Source organism: Yersinia intermedia (assembly GCF_900635455.1).
Classification (GTDB): Bacteria; Pseudomonadota; Gammaproteobacteria; order Enterobacterales; family Enterobacteriaceae; genus Yersinia; species Yersinia intermedia.
In genome coordinates, this window is the sequence record NZ_LR134116.1 from 656,655 (window position 1) to 681,928 (window position 25,274).

Below are 25,274 nucleotides of genomic sequence, written 5' to 3' on the forward strand. Positions count from 1 at the left end.
GAACAGCAAAATGCGTGGTGATAAGCTAAAGCCTAGCAGCTAATAACGATAGCACCCCTTTTACCATAGGTGAAAAGAGTAAGTAGATATTGAATAGAAGGCATTCTGTTCGAGAATGCCTTCTGTGTGAAGCCCGTAAACGAGGCGGATGCTATTTTTAGACCGCAGCTTCGTAGATACGTTTGCTATCAGCTAAAGTGATATCACTGTGTTCGCCAAGCTGAGTCATACCGTGCTCTTCCAGCTTTTTAATCAAATCAGGAATAGAACTGCCATCCAGTTTGTAGGCCGACAGGCGAGTAGCAACGCCCATGCTTTCAAAGAAATGACGGGTAGCTTCAATTGCGGCATCGATACGTTGATCTTCGCTACCGTCATGCAGGCCCCAGACACGCTCCGCGTATTGCAGCAGTTTGGCGCGCTTTTGTTGCTTCTTGGCCACTAATAGAGCGGGCAGTACTACCGCCAGTGTCTGAGCATGGTCCAGACCATGGCGGGCTGTCAGTTCGTGGCCTAACATGTGTGTCGCCCAGTCTTGTGGCACACCAGCACCAATCAGGCCGTTTAATGCCATGGTGGCACTCCACATAATATTGGCACGCACATTGTAGTTTTCTGGCTCCGCCAATGCTTTCGGGCCTTCTTCAATCAGGGTTAACAACAGCCCTTCAGCAAAGCGATCTTGAACTTTTGCATCAACCGGGTAAGTCAGATATTGCTCAATGGTATGAATAAAGGCATCGACTACCCCGTTAGCGACCTGACGTGGTGGCAACGTATAGGTGACTACGGGGTCCAGCACGGCAAACAGTGGCTGGACAAAGGGTGAGAAGAAGTGCTGTTTATCACCGGTTTCACGGCGGCTGATAACCGCGCCATTATTGGCTTCAGAACCGGTAGCAGGCAACGTCAACACTGAACCCATTGGCAGCGCTTCTTTAATATCGCTGCCGGTAGTTTGCAGAATATGCCATGGCTCTTGTGGGTAATTGACGGCTGCGGCAATGAACTTGGTGCCATCTAATACCGATCCCCCTCCCACCGCTAGCAGGAAGTCGATTTTCTCTGCCCGGCAAAGCGCAACGGCTTTCATCAGGGTCTCATAGGTTGGATTCGGCTCAATACCGCCAAACTCCAGGAAATTAAAGCCTTTCAGTGCCTGATGGACTTGATCCAGCACACCATTTTGTTTGATGCTGCCGCCGCCATAGGTAATCAAGATGCGAGCATCAGCAGGAATTTCTTTACTCAATTGTGCTATCTGACCTGTACCGAACAGTACTTTGGTAGGGGTATGAAGGGTAAAGTTTTGCATTATTTGTCTTCCAGCTTATGGGTGATGAATAATTATGGTAAATAAATAATAAGAACGAAGAGTCTTAGCTTGTGGTGCCATGAATGTTTGTCTTCGTATCATTAGCAGCCATTGTCGGCAACTTGGCGCGATACCTCAATGCACATTTCTGCCTTGCTCTTGCCTATTTCTCCAAAGCGCTGTAGAAAATGCGGTAAATATTGCACAATTTATGTCTGATCGTTTTAGATGATAGATTGTCTCAGATAACACCAATAGGTGAGAGTATATGGTTGAGGTTAATGATATTCAGGCACAAATGGCGGAAAAAATTACGCATTTGGCTCAAGGTAATGGTTTAACGCCCTCTGCCGTACCACGAGTGAAAATTTTGTACTCCACCGTCCATCAGCCGCGCACACCAGTAATGTACACCCCCAGTGTCGTTATCATATTTCAGGGGCATAAAGTGGGCTATCTGGGCACTAAAGTGTTTCAGTATGATCCGAAAAACTACCTGATCCTGACGGTGCCACTGCCGTTTGAATGTGAAACTTTTGCCAGCCCTGAAACACCGTTGGCTGGGATTTCGATTAACATAGATAGCCAGATGCTACAGGATTTGCTGATAGATATCGGTGATGACGAGCTGGATAAACCATTCGGCAATACCTCTGGTGTTAATTCATCAGTGCTCACCGAAGAAATGCTGTGTGCTACTGAGCGCTTGTTAGATGTGATGTCTAATCCCCGTGACGCCAGAGTGCTTGGCCCGCAAATTGTGCGAGAAATTCTCTACTATGTGTTGTGCGGTCAGTGTGGGGGAGCCTTGCAGGCACTGGTTAACCGCCATGGGCACTTTAATCAAATTACTAAAACCCTGCGGCGTATTGAAAATCAATTTGCAGATAATCTGAATGTTGAACAATTAGCGGCAGATGTAAACATGAGTGTTTCGGCGTTTCATCACAACTTCAAAGCAGTCACTAACACCTCGCCACTGCAATATCTAAAATCTTACCGACTGCATCGCGCCCGCATGATGATGTTGCACGATGGGCTAAAAGCCAGTACTGCAGCCAATAAAGTAGGGTATGAGAGTGCTTCACAGTTCAGTCGCGAGTTTAAACGCTATTTTGGCCTCACTCCCAGTGAAGAGGTTGCCAAGCTACGGACGAATTGATTTTATGGTACTGGTGCCACGAGTAATAAAAAACGGCGCTGTAAGCGCCGGTTAACTGCATGAGTAACACTGAAAACACACGGCTATTCAGCCACACTTTTACGTTTACACCACACTAACACCAGCGTGCCGGCCAAACCAATCAGTAACAATACTATCGGTAAAATCATCAGTGCTGTCATTACCTGGTTTTCATAGTGCTTAACGAAGGGAATATGGCTCAGCGCATAACCTAACCCAACAACGCTCCCTACCCATAACAGACCGCTTAGCCAGTTAAAGAACTGAAAACGTGTGCTGTTCAGGCCAGAAATGCCCGCTAACGTTGGCAGTAAAGTCCGTACAAAAGCGAGAAAACGGCCAATAATCAGAGCCGCCAAACCGTGGCGTACAAATAGGGTATGGGCGCGCTGCCGATAGTGAATTGGTAGCTGTAACAGCCACCTTTTAACCATGTTAGTATCACCTAACCACAGCCCTTGCAGGTAACTGAGCCAACAACCGAGGCTGGCCGCCGCAGTGAGAATTATTATGGTCGGTAAGAACGCCATAACTCCCTTAGCAATTAATGCACCCGCCAATAGCAACAAGCTATCACCGGGGAGAAAAGAAGCCGGTAGCAAACCGTTTTCTAAAAATAGGGTGGTAAAGAGAATGCCATAAATGACCCAAATCACATTCGGATCGGCAAGTTTACTAAAATCCTGCTGCCATAAGGCATGAAGGATTTCGCGTAATACATCCATTTCTGTTCCTGTTTGCCTATCGTGTGAGGATATTGTTGTAAGGACTGCTCTAGTGTATCCGTAATGGCGCGGATCCACATTGATCTTATCCTCAATAATCGAATTTTTGAGGGATATATACGCGCCGTTGATACTATTTGTGTAAGAGGGGATTAATGCGCAGATATTGTTACCGCGCATTAACAGATCACATCGTTCAAAACCATTACTGAACTGCTTTAATGCGCTCAAATCCTGCGGCTAAATCATCCTGTAAATCTTGCACATTTTCTAAACCAATATGCAGGCGGAACAGTGTCCCTTTTATCTCGTTCCTTTCATACTGGCGAATTGCATGGATATCCTTGGGTTGATAACCGAGAATCAAGGACTCAAAACCGCCCCATGAGAAGGCCATACTGAAATGGGTGAAATGGTCGAGATAAGCCTCTAACTGTTGCTGGCTTAACTCTTTTTTTAACTCAAAAGAGAACAAACCATTACAGCCAGTGAAGTCTCGTTTATAGAATTCATGGCCTTTGCAGCCTGGCAGGGCAGGGTGATAGACGGTGGCAACTTCCGGGCGCTGAGCCAGCCAGTTAGCAATCTCAATACTGCTTTTCTCATGCTGCTTTAAACGCACGCCTAGTGTGCGTAATCCTCGGCTAGCAAGATAAGCCGTGTCGGCATCAACCATTTGCCCCATCAGATAAGAGTCTTCCCGCAGTTGCTCCCAACAACGTTTGTTAGCAACAGCAATCCCCAACATCGCATCAGAATGACCAATGATGTATTTAGTTCCTGATTGGATAGAGATATCAATATCAAAGTCCAGCGCTTTAAACAGCACACCCGCAGCCCATGTGTTGTCCATCATAATGATAATGTCGGGTGACACAGCCCGGATGGCTTGCACCATTGCCGGAATATCTTGTACTTCCATGGTGATAGAGCCAGGTGACTCAAGAAAAACAATTTTGGTTTTTGGGGTAATTAATGAGGCGATCCCCGCACCTATCATCGGATCAAAATAGGTCGTGGTGATATTCATGCGTGATAAAATATTATCGCAAAAACTTTGGGCTGGCTCATAAGCAGAACCGGTCATCAGCACATGGTCACCCGTTGCGACAAATGACAAAATAGCATTGCTGATAGCCGCCGCACCGCATGGATAAAGGACGCAACCGGCACCACCTTCCAGCTCTGTCATCGCCTCTTGCAGCGAGAAGTGAGTCAGGGTGCCACGGCGACCATAGAATAATTCACCGTTTCCCCGATTGATAGTGGCATGCTTCTTCGCTTTTACCGAGTCGAACACTAATGATGAGGCACGTTGGATCACCGTATTCACCGAGCCTTGGGTAAATCGCTTACTTCTGCCCGCACTGACTAAGGCTGTTTCCAGTTTTTCTGTCGTTTCTTTGTTTGCAGACATGATCGTGTCGCCACCTTTATATAAGATATGCTGTAGCTCCAGAGCCAGCATTCATTTTAGATATATATTCCTTACGTTAGCATGATGATTGTTATGTTGGGGCAGCTTTCACCATGAAAAAAACTAAAGAGAGTGACACGCTGTTTTCTGGGGGTTTGTAATGGAGAAATTCTGTTTAAGTGGCAAAACAAGGGATTTATTAAGGAGACTTGGTGAGAGTTCTTTAGTTCAATCAATCACTTCTTATCTTTATCGCCAACGTTATCCGCATAATATCGGTAAGGTCATTATCGTTTCCGTTTGGTTACATAATAGTTTCAATAAAAATAATTCTCTTTTATTCTTAAAAAATCGTCCTAAATACTAATGATAATTACTATCAATCCCCAATTTGTTTGATATGATCGGCAACTGATTTCGTCCTTAAATTGATATGCATATTGGGTGGAGGCACAGCGTGAAAATAGCTGGCAAAGGAATTAAAGATAAATCATTCGCGCAAGGCCGAATGATAACAAGCGTGATGGCATTATTGCTGGTGGCCGGTTTAACTGGGCAAGTACAGGCCGCGCCTGGCAACGGCAGTGCAGTTGCTGCATCTGTTGTCACACCAACAACGGCAATATCAACTCCGCTACCTACGCCGGAGATTACACCGGTCGCTACAACCGCAGAGAATGCAGAAATTGTTGCTCCTGTAAGCTCAGCACCGGCGATTCAGCCGCTGGCGGCACCAGTGCCACAAGGGCTGGCAATGGATTTATCTGTCTGGGGTATGTATCAGCATGCCGATGTTGTCGTTAAAGGGGTGATGATTGGTCTGGTGTTAGCATCAATCGTAACCTGGACCATTTTGTTCTCTAAAGGCACTGAATTATTCCGTGCACGTCGCCGTTTGCAGCAAGAATATGAAGTTATCGGGGCTGTGACTGAGCTGGATACCGCATCTGAACGAGCAGAGGCTTTTAGCACCGACAGCATTAGTGCCTTGCTGCTTCGAGAGGCGCAAAACGAGCGTCTATTGTCGACAGAATCCAATGACAACAATGGTATTAAAGAGCGTGCGGCCTTTCGGCTGGAACGCCGCGTAGCAGCTATTGGTCGCCAAATGGGTAAAGGCAATGGGTTTCTGGCCACTATCGGCGCAATCTCACCGTTTGTTGGGTTGTTTGGCACCGTATGGGGCATTATGAACAGCTTTATTGGTATTGCTCATTCGCAAACCACCAATCTGGCTGTTGTTGCACCGGGTATCGCAGAAGCCTTGCTGGCAACAGCATTAGGCCTGGTTGCAGCAATTCCTGCGGTAGTTATCTACAATATATTTGCTCGCTTGATTGGTAGTTACCGTGCACAGGTGGGTGATGTGGCAGCCCAAGTGTTACTGCTATTAAGCCGTGACCTTGATCTGGCGAGCAGCGCTGAGGCAAAGTCATCTAAGCACCCTCACCAATTGCGTGCGGGGTGATTTATGGCCATGCGCATGAATGACAACCTTGATGAAAGCGGTGAATTACACGAAATCAACGTGACACCCTTTATCGATGTAATGCTGGTATTGTTGATAATCTTTATGGTGGCAGCACCACTAGCAACTGTAGATATTAAAGTGGATTTACCGGCATCTTCAGCGGTACCACAGCCACGGCCGGAAAAACCGGTATTTCTGACGGTTAAAGCTGATAACCAGCTTTATGTCGGTGACCAGCCCGTTGACCGCGACACACTGGCTGCGGCGCTGGATAAAATGACGCAATCCAATAAAGAAACTACTATCTTCTTCCAGGCAGACAAAGTGGTGGATTATGAAACCCTGATGAGCGTGATGGATGCACTACGCAAATCAGGTTATCTCAAAGTTGGCTTAGTCGGTATGGAAACGGGCATGGCAAAATAGTCTGCAATACAGGCGCGGTTGTTGTTGCCGCCGCGCCTGATATTAACTTTTAGGCATATTGCGGCCCACTTCACTGGTATCTACCATTCCCAACGCTTGCAGAAGCTCGGCTTCCAGTTCAGAAGTGTTTTGTGCTTCGTAGTAATTTTTTTCACCTACACACTCTTTCCAATCGATATATCTTGGTGACGTGGTGTCGTGTAAAGGTATATATCCAATAGCGATGAAAGCCATGGTGATTCCATTCTCTTTAATTTTTTCGCACATACCTTTTTTGATGAGGTTTTGCGTGACATAAAACCCTTTATTTTTTTATTTTCCTTTTCAAAACTATCATTACCATCAGAAAGAATTATCATTAGCTTTTTATTATCATTAGATCTGTTTTCATTAAATAGATTATTAGCAGATAATATCCCAGAGCTTATCAGTGTACCTCCTGCTGGGACCATTTCAATCATATCATTGATAATATCATTGCTATGATTCTCATTTAATGAATATGAATTTCTTTGATATAAACAATTGTAGGTATTAAGTATGTCATTTATTGGGATGTTAATTGTTTTCGGTGGCGTCCCTGCACTGTTGTGTAGTATTGAGTTTATTGTTGCATCGTAATCAATATTCTCTTCTATTATGTCGAACTGGGTTAATGGTTGGATAATATGTCTTGAACGGAAAAGGAATGTATAAGCAGACTCTGCGTCTTCGATGTTTAATTCATCGATTTGATTTTTAGTATTACTATATATTTCATCATTTATTTTCGCATATTCTATATGGTCGATATGTTCTAACCTCTCCAGTCCAGGGAATTGTTTTAGCCCAGATAATATATATTTCCGAAGGTAATCACCATTTGGGCTATGTTTCTTTGGCACAAAAGGTAAGTGGCAATATTCTATTATGCGTGTACCATTTTCAACACGGTTTTTAGTCCCCCATGAAAATGGTATAAATCCTATGGTATGTATATTTTTATTTTTTAAGACATTATCATTGAGACGGTTAAATATTTCCCTCAATGCAACTATTTTTTTGGGCTCATTTTCATCATGATAAAAATACTCATCCATTGAATTAGAGTAATCTGCGACAAATACCACATCTGTTTTCTCTATCGGTGCACTGATTATATTTTTCCGTGCTGCTCCTCTATCTGTTGCATTTATTATCGTACTGAGATTGGTTACTTGAATATTAGATAAAAATTTAGCGGAGTAGCTCATATTGATCTCAGCCCCATATTCAATTCTGCCATTATTATAGATTATATTGATAGTCGGTGTTGAAAATGTTTCTGCTGGCAGGTAAGCTTGAGCATAAGAACTCACTATTTCTGCATTCTTCGTTATTTGAGCAGCACTCGGTGTGCTATTATTATTTTCTACTGTTAGTGCTAATGTTGCTTGCTCCATTGCATCTGAGAGTTTGGTTTTTTTCTGTAAAAAATGAGCCAACTCAAAAGAAAAGAATATTAGCCCAATAATCAGAGGTAAAAATATAATAAAGGGAAATAAGATAGCCCCTTGCTCATTTTTTATCAATGAAACCAATAGTCGTACTTTAACGTGAAGTAATCTATTTTTTATCATAAATAACCTTTTTTATTAATATGCTCATACACGTCTAAATTAACGCTCGATAGTTATCGCTGATGACTTTAATATGGGGATTGACCCTACCGGGTTAAACAATGTTTGATACCCTGTGGGTACAGGCAGGCATAAGGTGACCTGGTACAGTGGTACCCATCGGCCACGATTACTGTAAGGTGATAAATCGGCCATTTCACGCAATGACGTAATGGGGTGACAAGTACCGACGCTGAACTCTTCACTCTTAGTATCATCAATAATCTTATTATTAGGTTCTGCTGATTCAGTGGGATTAAAATGTAATGTTTCAACGGTTATTGCGAAATTATTACTGGATATACCAGAGGTTGATAGCATATTATGCGCCAAGTTTGTTAAATCATTAACATTATTTTGAGTTAACATTTTATCATCAGAATATAGCCTGTTTCTTTCCCGTACTATTCCGGCAAGCGAATATGATATCCGATCCAGTTTACCTATGGTTGATTGATGTTCAGTCACTGAAATCAATAGTTTTATTAATAGCATTATGATGAAAATAACAAATGAAAACTCAATAATAGCTGAGCCATTGTTGTTTTTAATAAAGTCTATATTATTGATTTTCTTGTACAAAAATCACCTCGCGTGATAACTGAATATTAGCCCAGTGTGAGGAAATAGGGAAGAAAAGAGGTTGATAGGTATAGGTTACTGAGTATTTTGCCAGTGGTGATCTTTGAGAGCCAGAGTATGTCTGATTAATAAGGTTAGATATACTATTGCTAAATTCTACAGTGGTGTTAATCGCATTATCATTCGTTATAAAAGTACCTAAAATACCATTCTGAGAATTTAAGTTTTGTCTTAATACGGCACTATTATTGTTCTCTCTATTCTTAGTTGATTTTACTGCTTCTGAAACCGCCAGATCTAAGCTGGCAGAGATATAGAGTAAACGGCCTATCTCTGCACAGGAGAGTAGCGTCAATAAGAATAGAACAAAGACTATCGTAAACTCAATAGTAACCATCCCCTCATTAGAACGGAAGAATTGCTCTCTCATCTTGCTCATTTATGCACCTTTATCACTTAATCTCTCTTGTTGAAGGCTCTGAACTTGACTTAAGGCGAGTATTAGCTCATCCGGGTCTTTAGCCATTTTTTCAGCAATAATGATCTTTTTTGCATAGGTTGTATCACCAAGTTGAATGAGTGAAAATACCAGGTTATGTAGCATTAGAGAGTTTTTCTTACCCGCCAAATAATCAGGTAATAATATTCTCGCTGCATCGCTATAACGATTATCAAGCATTGCAACTACAGCAAGGTTATTCATTGCCGTCTCCTCAGGAATAAATAAGGAGCGTGACTTTTCAATAGCTACTTCAGATTTACGAACTTTACCACTATTGGCCAATACAATGCCGTGTAAGTTATGTGCTTCTGCATTATTAGGTGAAATGGCTAACAATTTGTTTATAACTGTTATGGCATTGTCTGAATCATTGTTATTAATAAGGTTTTTTGCTTGTAATATATATATAGATTCGCTAGGTTTGTTAATCATCGGTTGTAAATAATATAAAGATGACTTGGTATCACCGGTAAGATAATAGGTGTTGGCCAGTTTTAGCCTTATCGCATCATCTTCTTTTTGCTTTAATTTTTCTCGATATAAAGTGACCAACCCAGCATGATTATTTGCTTTTAGCAAAATACTCTCACGATATAGAAACTCTTTATTGCTCATGCCACTATTCGAGGAGCAACCGCTTATCATTAAAATGAAAAGTGAGATGGTAATGTTTTTTTTACATTGTTCGTACATATTTTAGTAGCTCCAAAACACTAGGTGATATAACTAACACAACAAAAGGAATAAGAATAAACATAAACATAGGGAAAGTTAGTTTTGTTGATAACTTACTGTTTTTCTCCTCTGTAACTAACAATTGCATTTCTCTCATATCTTGAGCGAGTTTTATTAGTTGATCATAAACGGTTGAGCCGAAACTGATACTGTATTGTAGTGCACTGCAAAACATTTTTATTTCTGTTTCAGTTGAGAGTTGTTGAAATTCTTTAATTGCACTCTCTAATCCATTAATTTCTGCTCGCTTAGTTATCTTTGTTACGATTAAACTTAAATCAGGATTGATTAATATGAACTTTTTGGCTGTATAACTTAATGCACTGTCTATGGTCATTCCTGATTGGACACAGGCAGCAGTAATATCGATAAAAAATGGTAGGGAATTTAATAGACATTTTATTTTTTTATTCAAAATATTTCTGATGATAAATTTTGGTAGATATATAGTTGTTATCAGCATAAAAAGACCAATCATAAGTAAGTTCATGCTATTAGCCGCTATGATACTGAACTTTACTAATATAATCATCATTATCAGAAATAGTAAAATAATCAATATCTTTAAATACGTCACATTACGAAGGATGTAAGGTAATTGTATAAAAGATGATAGAGCTATTTCTCGTTGGTTTTCTGATTTGTTTTTTTCTATTTTAGTTGGTGAATCCTTGTTGTTGTTTATTTTATTATATATTTCTTTTTTATTTGTTTTTTCTTACTAATGAGTAGCGAGATAAATCCGAATAGTAGCATGCCAATAAAAATCATATTCATAGTGTATTCCTAAGCATTGACCTTATCAGTGCTATCCCAATTATCTCGCTGGAGATAATATAATAATAAATAATCCTACCAGTAGGATGGTTCCACATTGACTCAATAGCTGTTGGATCCATAAAGTAAAGAAAAAGAGAGAATACAAAAGGTATGATAGAGAGAATATTTACTGACATCCGTGTTTGTGCCGTCATAACAGCTTTCTTCTGTTCGGATGTTTTGTTTTTTGTTATCACTTGGGACAATCGACTGGTAAGTTCTCTTAATTGCCCACCTTGTTGTAGGTTAAGTAAAATGATGGTAATAAGAAAGTAGAATTCGGGGTAATGAAAACGTTGATATGCATCATAAAAAACAGTTTCAGGGGACTCTCCCACATTCAATCGGCGGCAAATAAGGCTTAACTCATCCCCTAATGGCCCTCCTACCTCTTTCCCACAACGTTCTAATACCTGGTTAATACTGGTGCCGCTACTGGCAGCCATATTAATCATTAACAAGACCTCAGGAAAATCTCTTTTAAAAATAGTGTGATTATTTTTACGCGGAAAGCGTATTTGGAAAAATATGATACTGAATAAAATAAATGGTAATATCACCAGGATATTTATTCCAAACCATGTTTTATTTATAATGTAAATGCATATTGCATAACCTATAGGTACTGCTATATGCATTTTATTTTCTTTTTTATTAATGCTTAATAAATACTTAATCCATTCATTGACTATCTTTTTTAGTGATGACGTAAGGAAAAAATCATTGATAGTGGTTTTTTTTTGGTTTTTACTTATGGTCTTCTTTATTTTTATCCATTTTAAGTTGATGAGTAAAAATAATAGAATCCCGGATAAAAGTATTATGTTGTAAATCATTATTTCACCGTGGAGAAGATACTATTCAGTTCATTTGATAAGCTGTATATATCAGCATTCACCCTCACTGCGGATCGGCTAAATAAACCATGATTAATAAAGTTTCCTTGGATTTTACCCTGTTCGTCACGTTCTTTGGATGGTTCAAATGAGAATATATTTTGTAATACGACATTGTCCCCCTCCATTCCCATAATTTCACTTATATAGCGTACTTTTCGTGAACCATCATTCATACGTGAAACTTGTACAATAAGATTGATGGCCGAGGCAATATTCCGGCGAATAGTAAATATAGGCATATTAACTGGACCCATCATGATCATACTTTCGAGTCGGGCAATAGCATCACGGGGAGAATTAGCATGCAACGTGGACATAGAGCCATTATGGCCGGTGTTCATTGCCTGAAGCATTTCAAATGTTTCCTCACCACGGCACTCCCCAATAATGATCCTGTCGGGGCGCATACGCAGTGAGTTTATCACTAAGTCTCGCATCGTGATTTGCCCGGTATTCTCTAGCCCGGCAAGCCGTGTCTCCATCCGAACCACATGGGGCTGTTCAAGATTTAACTCGGCGGCATCTTCTAAGGTGATGACTCTTTCGTTTTCAGAAATATATTTTGATAATGCGTTAAGTAATGTTGTTTTTCCTGAACCTGTGCCACCAGAGATAATAATATTGACCCGGCAACTGGCAGCAATGATCAAGAAATTAGCCATATCACTGCTCATAGCACCCATATTAACCAGATCTTCTAGTTTTCGTTTGTTGGTACTGAATTTTCGAATCGAGAGTGCTGTGCCATCTAATGTGATTGGTCCGATTGCCACATTGATTCGGCTACCATCAATTAGGCGTGCATCAGCTAACGGTCTACCTTCATCAATACGGCGATTGACTCTTTGCATTAGGCGTTTGGCAATATCAGTCAGTTGACTGTTATTAATAAAACGGCGATTGGTTAAGGTTAGCAGCCCATAGCGTTCAACAAATATCTTTTCAGGGCCATTGACCATAATATCGCTGATAGAGTCATCCTCCATGAGTTCTCTTAATGGGCCAAAACCGGTAATTTCATCAGCAATCATTGCAATGATATCTTTTTGGTCCTGAGTATTTAATCTATATTCATTGTCATTAAATAAGCCATCGTATGTTTGTGAAAGTAAATCAGAAAGTTTGTCATAATCATCAACCAGACTTTCTACTTTATCGATATCAATGTTAGCCAGAAATTTATCTCGTATTTTTTCTTGTATTATTAATGATATGTTCATTTTTCACCTTTGCCTTTTAGAATCTTTCTTAACCATGATCTTCTCTTGTTTGATAAATCAATAGTTATACCTAATGTGTATTTTGCTAATTCTGTTATTAATATTTTCTTTCGGCCAAAGTAATTTTTATCACTTAACGATTCCGTTGTTTTATGTATGAAAGGGATTCGTATATCTATTTTTCGTCCAAGTAATGATGGGACATCGGAAGTATCCAGCATATCTCTTGTTATTGGTCTGCTTTCATTTAAACAGACTAATAATCGGGTTGCTTGCCTATTGTCTCGTTTAATTCTTTCATAAATATCAATAAACCCTTTGGCGACACGGACTGACATCATACTATTATCGAGCAATATAATAATACAATTAGAGCATTCTATATAATCAGTGAATTTTTCTTTTGGTGCGTTATGAATAGGTTGGTCAAATACAATAAAGTTATGCTTTATTTCTATTTTCCCATCAATGTCAGCTATTTTTTGCTCTTTACAGAACATAAGGGATAAATTGTTTTGGTATTCAGTTATTTCTGTAGACATCTTTTTTTCTGTGACAAGATCAAGATCCTGAGATCCATTATTGCCCTGCAATAATAGGGTTGGCGATTGCTTTATCTGCGTGATGGCATTTGCTAAATGATAACTGAGTAGGGTGTTTCCGATGCCTCCCTTGCAGCCTAATATACTGATAAAAAAAGCTTTCCTTTCAGACTCGACGGGGATGCCTTTGAGTAAATTTTGTGTCAACTCAGACAACTGTGATTTTATATTTAAGTATAGTATTCCTCGTTGAATGAATTGTTGGGCGATACTAATTGAATCAATATCGCCAACTAAAACACACCAGCAGTCGCGCGGGATATGACTTTTTATTAAATCTAATGTTTTTGCAACGTCACCATTATTCACAATATCAATGATTACGCCAATAGTTTTATCGGATACATTTATTTTTGATACGATGAAAATATCTTCGTCAAATGATTTAATATCACTGATATCGGCAAGTCTGACTTTCTCAGATATTTCTTCGCGCAGCCATTCCCTGTTGGAAATAATCGCAACCGTATTTTTTATTTTATTGTTTTTTTTGTTTATTGCATCTTTACTAAGAATTAATTGCATATGTCACCATTAAAGACAATTGCTTTGATTGCGTGTTTTTGAAATAATTCTATTTTTATTTACTGCACATCCTACTTCGCTATCCCGGTATGTCCGATAATCATTGAGTTGATATTTACACCGTCGTTCATTATTTCGCTGTGACGCAGATTTAGTGAGTGGGTTCTTTTTATCTACTGTCAATGAGTCTCTTTTAGCTAATGAACAGACATAGTCATTTTCATTTGGCTCGATAATAAATGAGGCATGCGCAACGCTGGAGAGAAAGATGGCACTACTAACTATCCATAGTTTCATTTTATAAAACCTCCTTTTCGTAGGAATTCCTTGGCTACTTTTTTTCTTTTTACTTCAATTATATGAGTGAAGTTAAATAAGCGCTCCAGTGTTGATGTGTGCATAAAATCAGGTAATTCTACATCCTTTCCGGCAACTGGGTTCACCAGACTGACGGTGGCGACTACCACCAGTTCGGTTTGCTGCTTTTGCGTTTGTGCATTACGGAAAAATGCCCCTAAAATAGGAATATCACCAATAAATGGGATCTTCTTAAGGGATTCCCGTTCTGACTTACTGATCAGCCCACCTAGAATAAAGCTTTCGCCATCACCAAGTTCTAATGTAGTCGCTGCCTTACGTGTACGTAATGAAGGATAAGCATTCCCCCCTTCGACGTTAAATACTTTATCTACACTACTTACCTCTTCTTCCATGCTAATGCGGATACGATTTTTTTCATTTACCTTGGCCGCAATATTTAGTTTGATACCATAAGTTTTGTATTTAATGATGGTACTGTTCTGATTAGTATTAAACATCGGTATTTCGCCGCCGACTAAGAATGAGGCACTTTCACCGGATAATACTGATAGATTAGGTTCGGCCAGAACACGAGCAATAGAGTCATCATTAATAGCATGAACTAATGTGCTAATTCCTGTGGCATTGAACTTTAAGAACTTAAAAGAGCCAACAGATGCTTCACTGATGCTGCTCCAATCTACCCCGATATTTTCGCTGAAGTCTTTGGTCACTTCAGCAATGGTTAACTTCACATTTACTTGGTTAGACTCAGGGAGTTTAATTTTATTAATTACGCCTAAGTAGTTAGGGTTATTAAAATGTTGGTCTTCACGGTTCTGCTCTCTTTTTTTATTTATTGCTTCGCCAATAATAGCTGCAATAGTATCTTTCGCCTCTTCTGACTCTGCTTTACCTGTCAGCAGATAGCTATTACCTATTTTATTGATTTCTACGTTGCTATCAGGATATTCAATTTTTATTCTTTGATATGCTGAAGTAATAATGTCATTTACCATGATAGTGGTTTTTATCATCGGATGGTTATCTTTATTAAATAAGATGAACTCTGCTGTTCCTTCTTTTTTTGCATAAACAATAATGCTATTTTTACCAACCAGCTCATAATCAGCAATAGCAGCGGTGGAGACAAAAACAGTATCAATCTCCTCCTCTGTTTTAATGATATATGACTCACCTGACGATAAGTAAACAGGTTTGGCATATGCTTGATTGACAACTGTTTGGCAAATTGCAATGGCGAAGAGCAAAAACAGTTTATTCCAACTGATATATTCTGGCCTGGGTATTCTCATCCTCTTAGCTCTCTTGTTATACGTAGTTTAGGTATGATGTCATATATATTTGTTGATTGATTATTGTCAGAGACTATACTCGGTGCCAGAATGATATCTCCCGATTTTTCTGCTATATGAATGATGTCTAGTTCCTCTCTTTTAATCATGACGGATATATAACCAGTTACGACTTCTTCAGTCTTTTGATTTTTGTTGTTTTTTTCTGATAATTCATCTGCCGAATACTTTTTAACTCTTATTATTCTCATTGCGGGAATGATTTCATTTAACGAAAAAGTTTGACTTTTTTTATCGCTCAATTCTTTCGTATTAATCACTGTGCCGCTACTCATGCCTTTATTTTTGTCTGTCTCAAGCACTCTTAATTGAAATGATAGTGAATCACCTACCTGCAATGTATCCAATAAATATCCATTTTTATTATTAATATTAAATTTATAAATAACCTCACCTTTTTTTAAATTAAGGTAACTGAATTCATTACTGTCGGGTGAAGCCAAAACTGCTGGTGTTATATAAGAACCAGACAGAAGATTCGTTTTCAATAAATGACTATTAATATCTGTTTTTCCTGATATATTGCTTTTTATTAACTCACTTGATTCAGGTACCATGATGACCTTTAGCGCATAATCGTTTTGAGTAAGTAGGGTTCCTGAAGAGAGATCATGTGTTGATTGTGCCAGAACAATCTCGACTTCTTTTTCTTTTTTTGAATCGACGAAATTATAAGGTGTATGCTCATCATGCTTGGTATTGATCATAATACCAGCAGCCCCTATGGCGACAATTAAAATTGAAAATAATAAAAGAAACTTACGATTCATTAAAATAACCTTGTATTATTATTAAGTTAATGTGGCTTGATATTTTAGGTGAATAGCGACAATGCAAAACCCATGGTAATTGCAACAGCATAGGGAACCCCTCGCTGTTGAATATCATGTTTGTTAATCAATAAACCTATTATCATTACCACGCCACCCATAATGGCGGTATAGATAATGAAATCTAGTGATTGTTCTGCGGTGAGTGCCAGCAGCAGGGCAGTAATGAGTTTTACATCGCCACCGCCGATAAGTTTAAAATGAAATATTATATAACCCATTAGTAAGGAAAAAAGTGGAATGGTGATGTTAACCGTGCTGTTTGTTGTATACCCCCATGCTATTGAGCTGAATATAATAGAAATAATAAATTTATTACTAATAATTCGATTACATATATCGCTATAACAAACGAGCAGTAGCTGTAATGCTAGCAGTATTATTAAGGATAATTTTATTATATCCATCATTTTTCCTAAAACAAAAACATGGCAACGATAAGTTGCCATGTGAAAATCCTGATAAATATTAAAATGACGGTGCGACGCTGTTACGCTTTCTTGTCCGCGTCTGCGGCCGCGCCCTCTGCTGCTGATACTGCTGATTTGGTACTAGCAACGGTATCTTTCACTAACTCGGTTAGGGTTGGCTTTGCCAAACCAATAAATACGCCCGCTAATGCAATCACCATAACGTACTCAATAATAGAACCACGGGTATCTTTTAGAAATCCGCGGGTTTTAAGTAGAGTAGCAACGCAACCTTTAGTGATTAAATCCATCATGTTAATTTTCCTTTTAAATGATAAGGGAGTATTCCCGATTTTTAAATATAAAGAATGACTTCTCTTTATTTAGCTACTATCCGACTTGATATAATCAGCCTTGCTGGTAGTGACAACTATTTAACTGTTTTTTTGGCTGGCTGGCCTTTTTTCACCATCATTTAATCTTTTTAAATTACCCTCATCTTATTATCACTATCAGAAGTGCGGTCTATCCCCATTAAATAAGATAATAATAATTAGCGTTGAGAGAAATGAGAGCCAGCAGAAAGAGAAAAAGGCCAACAGGGAAATCAGTTTTTTCCAACGGTAACTGTGTAAAAAACTTTGTTGTGCCACGACAGGCGATATTTTGCTAGCCTCCCGCTTGAATGGTTGAGTTACTGGCGCAAGCTGCTCCTTATTAGGCACTGCGATAATATGGGGATCAGCCTGCATTTGCTTTTCAGCTTCATCATTGATGACAATCTGACTAACGGAACCTGTATAACGGACACCTTTACGTGGAATGGTATGAATCAGAGATTCTTTCAGCCCAACCTGAAGAAATGCTTTTCGCAGCATATAGAGCTGCCCATAGTAGCTACTTTCACTTACAGCTCCGCGCTGTTCTTTCCAGACCTGATTAATAATCTGCTCTTTTTCTGTCACACCATTAAGTAGCAGTTGTAAAAACCTAAGATTATTTTCAGTTAATATTACCACCGTGCCGTCAGGGCCATTTAAGCAACGTTGTGTAGGGGAAAATAACACCGTTCCTTCTAATTTAAACATAATCTCATTTTTCTCCATACTAATGCTTACCTATCCTATATAAGACGTTATGTGTTTTTTCATTAATCTGATGATTATTAATAATCCTATGTTTGTCTCTATTTTAATTCTTAATCTTCTTTGACGACTATTTGTGCGTATTTTTGCATCTGATAATTATTCTTAACAAGCAGTTAATTAATTTGGTTTTGGTGTTGTTTATTATGTTTCATTATATATTCTTACCTTAATTTCATTTTCTATTTTATTTAAATGACTAAATAAATTTAGTTGCCTAGTATTCTTCTGTTTTTTCTTTTAGTCTTTCATTTTTATAATTTTACTCTATTAAATATAATATTTGTTTTTATTGGTTACGAAAGTAAATAGACGATAATTTAACAGTATAAATCTCTCTGTCGGCGCGATAACCACTGGGCTAGTCGATATGATTTGATCGCAAGTGATGGCGTGTGGGGTGAAGAGTAAACTGTTAAAGTCTTAATCGCTAAGCAGTGATAACTACAATAGGTACCTTTATGACCATGGATTTATTTGATCAGTTGCCTCATGATCCCTGGATTGAAACGTTAGCGCCCGGCGCGGTTGTTTTACATCATTATGCACGGCAGCAGGCCGCATTATTATTTGCTGATGTTATTGCTATCACCACTGCCGCGCCTTTTCGCCATCTGATTACCCCTGGGGGCTACCGAATGTCGGTCGCCATGAGTAATTGTGGTCAGGTTGGTTGGGTGAGTGATAAGCAAGGTTATCGCTATAGCTCGATTGATCCTTTGACTGAGAAAAGTTGGCCCGCCATTCCGGCAAGGTTGATGACATTAGCTGTCGATGCTGCGCAACAAGCGGGCTTCTCTCAATTTGAGCCAGATGCCTGCTTGATAAATCGCTACGAGGCAGGGGCTAAATTATCATTACATCAGGATAAAGATGAGCTGGATCTGCGTCAGCCAATAGTCTCGGTATCGCTGGGGCTAGCTGCGGTATTTCAATTTGGTGGGCTGGCACGCGAGGCTAAATGCCTGAGAGTCTTATTAACAGAAGGGGATGTTGTGGTCTGGGGTGGGCCTTCCCGTTTGAACTACCACGGCGTACTGCCACTGAAAGCCGGTTTTTCCGCTACGACCGGCGCTTATCGAATTAACTTAACCTTCCGTCGCACCCGCTGATTTGAGAAGTTATAAGAAAGCGTGAGAATGCCCTCAATCTTATCTGGCAAGAGTGAGGGCGATGAGAATTTTATTGCTGTTGACGATCTTTTTTATGTAGCAACATATACACCGCAGGAATAACCAGCATCGAAAGCAGTGGTGCACTCACCATCCCGCCAATCATCGGTGCAGCAATACGTTGCATGACCTCTGCCCCTGTCCCGCCCCCCCACATAATGGGAAGCAAGCCGGCCATAATAGTAGCGACAGTCATGGCTTTTGGCCGCACCCGTAGCACCGCGCCTTCATGAATAGCTGCACTCATCTGGCTGGCCGTCATGGCAATGCCGGGTTGCTGATGTTTTTTCACCGCTTGATTGAGATACAGCACCATTATTACGCCAAATTCTGCGGCCACACCGGCCAGGGCGATAAAGCCCACCGCGGCGGCAACGGAAAAGTTATATCCCAACCCATACAGCAGCCACACCCCGCCAATTAGTGCGAAGGGAAGTGTCGCCATGATTAAAGCGGCGTCGCGGATACTGCTGAACGTGACATACAACAAGACAAAAATGATCATCAGGGTCACCGGTAGCACAATTTTCAGTTTTGCCGTTGCCCGTTCCAGATATTCAAACTGCCCAGACCAGCTAAGAGAGACGCCTTCCGGCAGTTTCACTTGTTGTGCCACCGCTTGCTGCATTTCAGTCACGGCTGATTTCAAATCTCGGCCACGTAGATCAACATAGACCCAGTCAGATAAGCGCGCATTTTCACTTTTCAGCATCGGTGGGCCTTCTGTTACCTTGATATCGGCCAGTTCCGACAGTGCAACTTGCCCACCACCGGCAGTCACTACCGGCAAATCACGCAATTTTTGCAGTGAATCACGTATTTCCCGTGGGTAGCGCAGGTTGATTGGATAACGTTCACGCCCTTCAATGGTTTCACCGATGTTTTGCCCGCCAATCACGGTTGCCACCAGTGATTGCAGCTCTTTTACTGAAACGCCATAGCGAGCGGCCCGTTGACGGTCAATGTTGATATCCACATAGCGGCCCCCTGCCAGTCGTTCCGAGAGGGCCGAGGTCACACCTGGCACGTTGCGCACCACTTGTTCGATTTGCTGTGCCACCTGCTCAATTTGGTGCACATTTTTGCCATTCACTTTGATCCCAACCGGGCTTTTGATGCCGGTAGAGAGCATATCCAGCCGATTGCGGATCGGTGGCACCCACAGATTGGCAATACCGGGAACCTTAACGGTAGCGTCCAGTTCCTCGATCAATTTGTCCATGGTCATACCGGGCCGCCATTGATCCTTTGGTTTAAAACGAATGGTGGTTTCGATCATGGTAAGAGGGGCTGGATCTGTTGCCGTCTCTGCTCTCCCGGCTTTACCAAATACTGTCGCCACTTCCGGTATGGTTTTGATCAAGCGATCGGTTTGTTGCAGTAAATGGCTGGCTTCGCGTACCGAAATCCCCGGCAGTGTAGAAGGCATATACAGTAAATCACCTTCATCCAACGCGGGCATAAACTCGCTCCCCAAACGGCTTAATGGATACAGGGTTGCCAGCAGTAATATACCTGCGATAGCCAATGTGGTTTTTGGTCGCGCCAGTACGGCGGTTAACACCGGATGATAAAGGGCGATTAACCCACGGTTAATGGGGTTGGCATTCTCATCAGGGATTTTACCGCGAATAAAATAGCCCATTAATACCGGTACTAACGTAATGGCTAACCCCGCCGAAACGGCCATGGCATAGGTTTTGGTAAAAGCCAGCGGAGAGAACATCCGCCCCTCTTGCGCTTGTAACGTAAAGACCGGAATAAACGATAAGGTGATGATCAGTAAACTGCAAAACAGTGCCGGACCGACTTCAATGGCCGCCTGTTCTGAAATGCGCCAGTAATCCTGACTGACAGGTGTTTTCCCCGGATTATCTCGCCGCCATTGCTCCAACACTTTGTGCATATTTTCGATCATCACGATCGCCGCATCCACCATAGCGCCGATGGCGATGGCGATCCCGCCCAGCGACATAATATTGGCATTGACCCCCTGATAGTGCATGACGATAAACGCGCCAAGAATCCCCAAGGGCAGGGTGATGATCGCCACCAGTGCTGAGCGGAAGTGGAACAAAAACAGTGAGCAGATCACCGCCACCACTAAAAACTCTTCCAGCAATTTGAATGACAAGCTGTCGATGGCTTGAGTAATCAGGTGTGAACGATCATATACCGGTACGATTTCCACCCCAGCCGGTAAGCTGCGCTGAATCTGTTGCAGCTTCTCTTTCACGCCGTTAATGGTTTCCAGTGCATTTTTGCCATAGCGCATCACAATGATGCCACCGGCAACTTCCCCTTCACCATTAAGCTCTGCCACGCCACGGCGCATTTCTGGCCCCATCCGCACGGTAGCGACATCGGACAGTAAAATGGGGATACCTTCACGAGCAGTTATCACGATATTCCTGAAATCATCCAGTGTTTTCAGGTAACCGCTGGCGCGCACCATATATTCTGCCGCCCCCATTTCCAGCACCGAACCACCGCCTTCCTGATTGCTATCAGTAATGGCGCTGGCAATTTGTTGATGGGATAGATTCAGCGCTCGCATCCGTTCCGGGTCGAGAACAACTTGATATTGGCGCACCATGCCCCCGACACTGGCTACTTCAGAGACATTGGGCACTGTTTTCAACTCAAATTTTAGTGTCCAATCCTGCAAGGCACGCAGATCAGCCAGGCTGTGTTTGCCGGTTCTGTCGATTAAGGCATATTCATAGACCCAACCTACCCCTGTGGCATCTGGCCCCAACGAGGCTTTGGCTTCAGCCGGTAAGGTAGCTTGCACCTGACTGAGATACTCCAACACCCGTGAACGTGCCCAATAAGGATCAGTGCCATCATCAAATAGCACATAGACATAGGCGTCGCCGAACATCGAGAAACCGCGTACGGTTTTAGCACCAGGGACTGATAACATGGTGGTTGTCAGCGGGTAAGTCACCTGATCCTCGACCACTTGCGGAGCTTTACCAGGATAACTGACACGGATGATCACTTGCGTGTCTGACAAGTCTGGCAGCGCATCCAGCGGGGTTTGTTGCAGTGACCAAATGCCCCATGCGGCCATCATCACCGCGCCAAGCAGTACCAACAGCCGATTACGCAGTGACCAGCGGATAATGGCGGCAATCATAGGTGGCTCCTGTGGGTATCGGTGCTGCTATTGCTTGTTACCGGCTGGATGTGGCGGATCTGTGCCCCTTGTTCATTGAGGGTGAAAGTGAAATTAACCTGGCTACCGACGACGATTTCCGGCGATAACGGCTCTGCGGGCAGCAGGAAGTCCATCGTCATCGCCCCCCATTTCAACGCCGCGATCGGGCCATGGGATAAGGTGATTGTTGAGCCGTTGATAGCGGTGACTGTTCCCTGCACCGAGTAGATATCAACAGGTGCTGCGGCAGTGTTATTCGCTGTTGGCGTGGTATTCTCAGTTAAGGCGGGAGTATCTTCCATTTGTGGCAGAGCGCTTTGCAGACTGGCTTCTGAATCAATCAGGAATTGACCTGAGGTCACCACCAACTGACCGGCGTTAAGCCCGGATTTTATCTCTGTCCAACCGTCCTGAGTTTGCCCCGTACTGACGTCCACCGGTTTAAAGTGACCATTGCCTTCAGCCAGCAGCACTCGGTTACTATTGCCTGACATCAGCAAGGCTTCTTGTGGGATAGCCAATACCGGTTTTAGATTGTCTGCTGGCGCGGATTGTACATTCAGGTACATGCCCGGTTTCAGCTTTTGTTGCGGGTTTTCCAGGACGATACGCGCTTTTAAGGTGCGGGTAGCGAGATCCATATTGGGTAATAGCTCGCTGACGGTGCCGTGGAAGGTTTCACCCGGCCAACTGGCGGTTGTGGCGGCAATCGTACTGCCGATAGTGACTAAACTGGCTTGTGATTGCGGATAGTCCACCACTATCCATACCGGATCAAGGCTGGCTAATTCAAACAGTGATTGTGTCGCAGTCACTTGTGAACCGGCCCGAATATCCAACTTATTCACATACCCCTCAGACGGGGATCGTAAGGTGACCCGTGTTTGCGGCTGGCCGCTTTTTTCGACACTGCGAATTACCTCTTCTGGCATAAATTGCAGTTGTAGCCGTTGGCGAGCGGCGGCCGTCAGTTGGCTATCACCCAAGGTGCGGATTGCCAGATACTCTTGTTGCGCGGCACTCCAATCGGGAACCCATAGTTGCGCCAATGGCTGATTTTTACTGACCGGTTGCTGATTGGCGCGTACATACAATTGTTCAATAATGCCGTTAGCCCGCGCCGCGATAACCTGCACGCTGCGCTCATCGGTTGCCACTGTGCCATAACCGGCAAGACGATAGTTGAGTGATCGCATTTCCGCCGGGGCAGTGCGCACGCCTAAATTCTGCTGTTGGCGGGGGCTGATGCTAACGCCGCCCTGCGCTACGGCTTCATCGGCATAGCGCGGCACTAACTCCATATCCATAAATGGCGATTTGCCAGGTTTGTCGAAACGCTGACCGGGGGACATAGGATCATACCAATACAGCACCTTCCGGCTATTTTCTGCTGGGGTATTTTCAGCCACAGCGCTAGCCGTAGTGGGGTGTTCTGAGGCGGGTTTAGCCAACAGATAACCGGCAACGCCACTGATTACGGCGACGGCCACCAGCGTCAAACTAGATAGCTTTTTCATCGCATGCTCTCCTGCGGGGTCAGATAACGGATGGCAGCCCAGGTACGGGCTAATTCTCTGGCGGCATTACTGGTATTGAGCTGGCTATCGAGCAGGGCACGCCGTGCTTCCAGCACACTGCTTAAATCGCTTTTATTGGCCTGATACTGCGCCATAACCAATTTAACCCGCTGTTTTTGCAGTGGTATAACCTCATCGGTCTGGCGCTGCCATAATTGCTGTGTGGCCTGATATTGCGCCAGCAGAGTATCGAGTTGCGCCCGGTGGTCGCGGGTGAGTAACGTAAGCTGGTCGTTGGCTTCCATTGAACGCGATACATCGGCGGCATAGTCTTTATCCTGACGTTGTGAGCGGAATAGTGGCAAATCAACGGTGATCATAACGCCTGCCATATCGTCATACTCGTCTGCCCGTTTAGCGTAATAGACCTCGATCCCAACGTCCGGTGTGGCGGCAATGGCCGATTGTGCGGAGCGGGCTTTGGCAACGTCAGCTTCACGGCTGGCAAGCAACACTTCAGGGTGCTGTTGGATAGCATCATGCAATACAGTGATATCCGCCGGTAGGCGGGCGAACAGTGGTAACGGGCCGCTGATATGCTTGACCTCAATACCGGTCAACTGAGTCAACTGGGTTTGTGCCAAGGCAACGTCACGTTGTGCGGTGGTCAATCTGTCTTGCATGGCAGATAACGTCAGGCGCGCATCTAAAACACTGCTGGGTAATGCGCCACCACTGGCAACGCCGGCCCGTTGCAGTGCGAGCTGTTTTTCGCTTTCTTGTACCAGCACTTGCGCCGCACTCACCGCCTGTTCAGTTAGCGCGAGATCAAGCCACGCCTGCGCCGTCTCTTTTTGCAGCCGGGTTCGGATAGTTTCACTGCCTGCTGCCGTTTTTCGCGCTTCGGCACTCAGGGTATCGGCCTTTCTTTGTCGCTTATCACTACTGATATAGTCCTGCATGATACCGACCCGCTGCATAGTCATGCCCTCGCGGGTGAAGCGGCGGGCATTACTGCCGCCGACAGGAAGGTTTTCAATACCAAATTTCAATTTTGGATCAGGCAGTTGCGTGGCTGAACTGGCCATATTTTCCAGTGCATTGACCTGATGCTGATTGGCTGACAGCTCGGCTGAGTAGCGTTCAGCGGAGACCAGCGCCTGTTCCAGTGTGATATCTGCCGCGTAGCCCACTGCTGGCAGAGTGAAAAGTGCCGCCATCAACAGCGCGGCAAGTCTTAATGGCAGCGCAGCCGTGGGGCGCACCTGCTGTGGGTGATTCAATAAAGGGTTCATCATTATCC

Annotated in this window: 22 protein-coding genes and 1 pseudogene; 4 read left to right on the forward strand and 19 right to left on the reverse strand. The window is 42.7% G+C overall.

What is annotated here, in order from left to right; genetic code table 11:
* Positions 1 to 157: 157 nt before the first annotated feature.
* The gene (gene yqhD / locus EL015_RS03015; protein WP_005188243.1) at positions 158 to 1,315 is read right to left on the reverse strand and encodes an alcohol dehydrogenase; all 1,158 of its coding nucleotides are present in this window, start codon (positions 1,313 to 1,315) and stop codon (positions 158 to 160) included.
* Between the two features lie 268 nt (positions 1,316 to 1,583).
* Between yqhD and EL015_RS03020 the strand changes: the two genes are divergently transcribed.
* Positions 1,584 to 2,477, forward strand: a complete 894-nt coding sequence (locus EL015_RS03020) for an AraC family transcriptional regulator (protein ID WP_005188241.1) — start codon at positions 1,584 to 1,586, stop codon at positions 2,475 to 2,477.
* Between the two features lie 83 nt (positions 2,478 to 2,560).
* Here EL015_RS03020 and EL015_RS03025 read toward each other — a convergent pair whose 3' ends face one another.
* Both EL015_RS03025 and metC read right to left on the reverse strand, forming a co-directional pair.
* A complete protein-coding gene (locus tag EL015_RS03025) occupies positions 2,561 to 3,223 on the reverse strand; it encodes a DedA family protein (protein ID WP_005188238.1) in 663 nt (220 codons plus the stop codon).
* 205 nt (positions 3,224 to 3,428) lie between these two features.
* Complete coding sequence (gene metC, locus EL015_RS03030; RefSeq protein ID WP_032906947.1) at positions 3,429 to 4,640, reverse strand: cystathionine beta-lyase; 1,212 nt, start codon at positions 4,638 to 4,640, stop codon at positions 3,429 to 3,431.
* Positions 4,641 to 5,097: 457 nt separating this feature from the next.
* Between metC and exbB the strand changes: the two genes are divergently transcribed.
* Both exbB and exbD read left to right on the forward strand, forming a co-directional pair.
* The gene (gene exbB, locus EL015_RS03035) at positions 5,098 to 6,108 is read left to right on the forward strand and encodes a tol-pal system-associated acyl-CoA thioesterase (RefSeq protein ID WP_005188228.1); all 1,011 of its coding nucleotides are present in this window, start codon (positions 5,098 to 5,100) and stop codon (positions 6,106 to 6,108) included.
* 3 nt (positions 6,109 to 6,111) lie between these two features.
* Positions 6,112 to 6,537 (forward strand): TonB system transport protein ExbD, encoded by a 426-nt coding sequence (exbD, locus tag EL015_RS03040; protein ID WP_005188225.1) that lies wholly within the window; start codon positions 6,112 to 6,114, stop codon positions 6,535 to 6,537.
* A gap of 155 nt (positions 6,538 to 6,692) precedes the next feature.
* On the opposite strand, the gene EL015_RS03045 is transcribed toward exbD, so the two are convergent.
* The 13 genes and pseudogenes from EL015_RS03045 to EL015_RS03105 form a co-directional block, all read right to left on the reverse strand.
* The gene (locus EL015_RS03045; RefSeq protein WP_005188222.1) at positions 6,693 to 8,135 is read right to left on the reverse strand and encodes a TadE/TadG family type IV pilus assembly protein; all 1,443 of its coding nucleotides are present in this window, start codon (positions 8,133 to 8,135) and stop codon (positions 6,693 to 6,695) included.
* 39 nt (positions 8,136 to 8,174) lie between these two features.
* Positions 8,175 to 8,756: a tight adherence pilus pseudopilin TadF gene (tadF, locus tag EL015_RS03050; RefSeq protein ID WP_032906932.1), complete on the reverse strand. Its 582-nt coding sequence runs from the start codon at positions 8,754 to 8,756 to the stop codon at positions 8,175 to 8,177.
* Positions 8,737 to 9,195, reverse strand: a complete 459-nt coding sequence (locus EL015_RS03055) for a TadE/TadG family type IV pilus assembly protein (protein WP_032906931.1) — start codon at positions 9,193 to 9,195, stop codon at positions 8,737 to 8,739. The genes tadF and EL015_RS03055 overlap by 20 nt, the downstream gene beginning before the upstream one ends.
* Entirely contained in the window at positions 9,196 to 9,951 is a 756-nt protein-coding gene (locus tag EL015_RS03060; protein ID WP_053011718.1) for a tetratricopeptide repeat protein, read from the reverse strand.
* Positions 9,935 to 10,770: pseudogene (locus EL015_RS03065) on the reverse strand (type II secretion system F family protein). Before EL015_RS03065 ends, EL015_RS03060 begins: the two are co-directional and overlap by 17 nt.
* Complete coding sequence (locus EL015_RS03070) at positions 10,767 to 11,648, reverse strand: type II secretion system F family protein (RefSeq protein ID WP_005188191.1); 882 nt, start codon at positions 11,646 to 11,648, stop codon at positions 10,767 to 10,769. Before EL015_RS03070 ends, EL015_RS03065 begins: the two are co-directional and overlap by 4 nt.
* Positions 11,648 to 12,931, reverse strand: a complete 1,284-nt coding sequence (locus EL015_RS03075; protein ID WP_042569060.1) for a TadA family conjugal transfer-associated ATPase — start codon at positions 12,929 to 12,931, stop codon at positions 11,648 to 11,650. Before EL015_RS03075 ends, EL015_RS03070 begins: the two co-directional genes overlap by 1 nt.
* Complete coding sequence (locus EL015_RS03080) at positions 12,928 to 14,058, reverse strand: CpaE/TadZ family protein (RefSeq protein ID WP_005188185.1); 1,131 nt, start codon at positions 14,056 to 14,058, stop codon at positions 12,928 to 12,930. Before EL015_RS03080 ends, EL015_RS03075 begins: the two co-directional genes overlap by 4 nt.
* A gap of 293 nt (positions 14,059 to 14,351) precedes the next feature.
* Positions 14,352 to 15,674 carry a type II and III secretion system protein family protein gene (locus tag EL015_RS03085; protein WP_032906930.1) on the reverse strand — a complete coding sequence of 441 codons (1,323 nt, stop codon included), beginning with the start codon at positions 15,672 to 15,674 and terminating at the stop codon, positions 14,352 to 14,354.
* On the reverse strand, positions 15,671 to 16,504 hold the full coding sequence (locus EL015_RS03090) for a hypothetical protein (protein ID WP_005188181.1): 834 nt from the start codon (positions 16,502 to 16,504) through the stop codon (positions 15,671 to 15,673). Before EL015_RS03090 ends, EL015_RS03085 begins: the two co-directional genes overlap by 4 nt.
* A 44-nt stretch (positions 16,505 to 16,548) precedes the next feature.
* On the reverse strand, positions 16,549 to 16,971 hold the full coding sequence (locus EL015_RS03095) for a prepilin peptidase (protein WP_032906945.1): 423 nt from the start codon (positions 16,969 to 16,971) through the stop codon (positions 16,549 to 16,551).
* 83 nt (positions 16,972 to 17,054) lie between these two features.
* Positions 17,055 to 17,288, reverse strand: coding sequence for a hypothetical protein (locus EL015_RS03100; RefSeq protein ID WP_005188175.1), 234 nt, complete (start codon positions 17,286 to 17,288; stop codon positions 17,055 to 17,057).
* 198 nt (positions 17,289 to 17,486) lie between these two features.
* Complete coding sequence (locus EL015_RS03105) at positions 17,487 to 18,080, reverse strand: winged helix-turn-helix domain-containing protein (RefSeq protein ID WP_005188172.1); 594 nt, start codon at positions 18,078 to 18,080, stop codon at positions 17,487 to 17,489.
* A gap of 500 nt (positions 18,081 to 18,580) precedes the next feature.
* Between EL015_RS03105 and alkB the strand changes: the two genes are divergently transcribed.
* The gene (alkB, locus tag EL015_RS03110; RefSeq protein WP_005188171.1) at positions 18,581 to 19,231 is read left to right on the forward strand and encodes a DNA oxidative demethylase AlkB; all 651 of its coding nucleotides are present in this window, start codon (positions 18,581 to 18,583) and stop codon (positions 19,229 to 19,231) included.
* 70 nt (positions 19,232 to 19,301) lie between these two features.
* Here alkB and EL015_RS03115 read toward each other — a convergent pair whose 3' ends face one another.
* The 3 genes from EL015_RS03115 to EL015_RS03125 are packed head-to-tail and all read right to left on the reverse strand — an operon-like array spanning position 19,302 to position 25,266.
* Positions 19,302 to 22,433 carry an efflux RND transporter permease subunit gene (locus EL015_RS03115; RefSeq protein WP_032906929.1) on the reverse strand — a complete coding sequence of 1,044 codons (3,132 nt, stop codon included), beginning with the start codon at positions 22,431 to 22,433 and terminating at the stop codon, positions 19,302 to 19,304.
* Positions 22,430 to 23,971, reverse strand: a complete 1,542-nt coding sequence (locus EL015_RS03120; RefSeq protein WP_032906928.1) for an efflux RND transporter periplasmic adaptor subunit — start codon at positions 23,969 to 23,971, stop codon at positions 22,430 to 22,432. Before EL015_RS03120 ends, EL015_RS03115 begins: the two co-directional genes overlap by 4 nt.
* Complete coding sequence (locus EL015_RS03125; RefSeq protein WP_032906943.1) at positions 23,968 to 25,266, reverse strand: TolC family protein; 1,299 nt, start codon at positions 25,264 to 25,266, stop codon at positions 23,968 to 23,970. Before EL015_RS03125 ends, EL015_RS03120 begins: the two co-directional genes overlap by 4 nt.
* Positions 25,267 to 25,274 lie beyond the last annotated feature (8 nt).

Bases quoted from the DNA above. Each gene is read 5' to 3' on its own strand.
- EL015_RS03120 (WP_032906928.1), bottom strand. From the start codon at position 23,971: ATGAAAAAGCTATCTAGTTTGACGCTGGTGGCCGTCGCCGTAATCAGT.
- EL015_RS03045 (WP_005188222.1), bottom strand. From the start codon at position 8,135: ATGATAAAAAATAGATTACTTCACGTTAAAGTACGACTATTGGTTTCA.
- EL015_RS03080 (WP_005188185.1), bottom strand. From the start codon at position 14,058: ATGCAATTAATTCTTAGTAAAGATGCAATAAACAAAAAAAACAATAAA.
- EL015_RS03105 (WP_005188172.1), bottom strand. From the start codon at position 18,080: ATGGAGAAAAATGAGATTATGTTTAAATTAGAAGGAACGGTGTTATTT.
- EL015_RS03020 (WP_005188241.1), top strand. From the start codon at position 1,584: ATGGTTGAGGTTAATGATATTCAGGCACAAATGGCGGAAAAAATTACG.
- EL015_RS03025 (WP_005188238.1), bottom strand. From the start codon at position 3,223: ATGGATGTATTACGCGAAATCCTTCATGCCTTATGGCAGCAGGATTTT.
- yqhD (WP_005188243.1), bottom strand. From the start codon at position 1,315: ATGCAAAACTTTACCCTTCATACCCCTACCAAAGTACTGTTCGGTACA.
- metC (WP_032906947.1), bottom strand. From the start codon at position 4,640: ATGTCTGCAAACAAAGAAACGACAGAAAAACTGGAAACAGCCTTAGTC.
- EL015_RS03090 (WP_005188181.1), bottom strand. From the start codon at position 16,504: ATGAATCGTAAGTTTCTTTTATTATTTTCAATTTTAATTGTCGCCATA.
- EL015_RS03075 (WP_042569060.1), bottom strand. From the start codon at position 12,931: ATGAACATATCATTAATAATACAAGAAAAAATACGAGATAAATTTCTG.
- EL015_RS03100 (WP_005188175.1), bottom strand. From the start codon at position 17,288: ATGATGGATTTAATCACTAAAGGTTGCGTTGCTACTCTACTTAAAACC.
- EL015_RS03055 (WP_032906931.1), bottom strand. From the start codon at position 9,195: ATGAGCAAGATGAGAGAGCAATTCTTCCGTTCTAATGAGGGGATGGTT.
- EL015_RS03060 (WP_053011718.1), bottom strand. From the start codon at position 9,951: ATGTACGAACAATGTAAAAAAAACATTACCATCTCACTTTTCATTTTA.
- EL015_RS03085 (WP_032906930.1), bottom strand. From the start codon at position 15,674: ATGAGAATACCCAGGCCAGAATATATCAGTTGGAATAAACTGTTTTTG.
- exbD (WP_005188225.1), top strand. From the start codon at position 6,112: ATGGCCATGCGCATGAATGACAACCTTGATGAAAGCGGTGAATTACAC.
- alkB (WP_005188171.1), top strand. From the start codon at position 18,581: ATGACCATGGATTTATTTGATCAGTTGCCTCATGATCCCTGGATTGAA.
- EL015_RS03095 (WP_032906945.1), bottom strand. From the start codon at position 16,971: ATGGATATAATAAAATTATCCTTAATAATACTGCTAGCATTACAGCTA.
- EL015_RS03125 (WP_032906943.1), bottom strand. From the start codon at position 25,266: ATGAACCCTTTATTGAATCACCCACAGCAGGTGCGCCCCACGGCTGCG.
- EL015_RS03115 (WP_032906929.1), bottom strand. From the start codon at position 22,433: ATGATTGCCGCCATTATCCGCTGGTCACTGCGTAATCGGCTGTTGGTA.
- EL015_RS03070 (WP_005188191.1), bottom strand. From the start codon at position 11,648: ATGATTTACAACATAATACTTTTATCCGGGATTCTATTATTTTTACTC.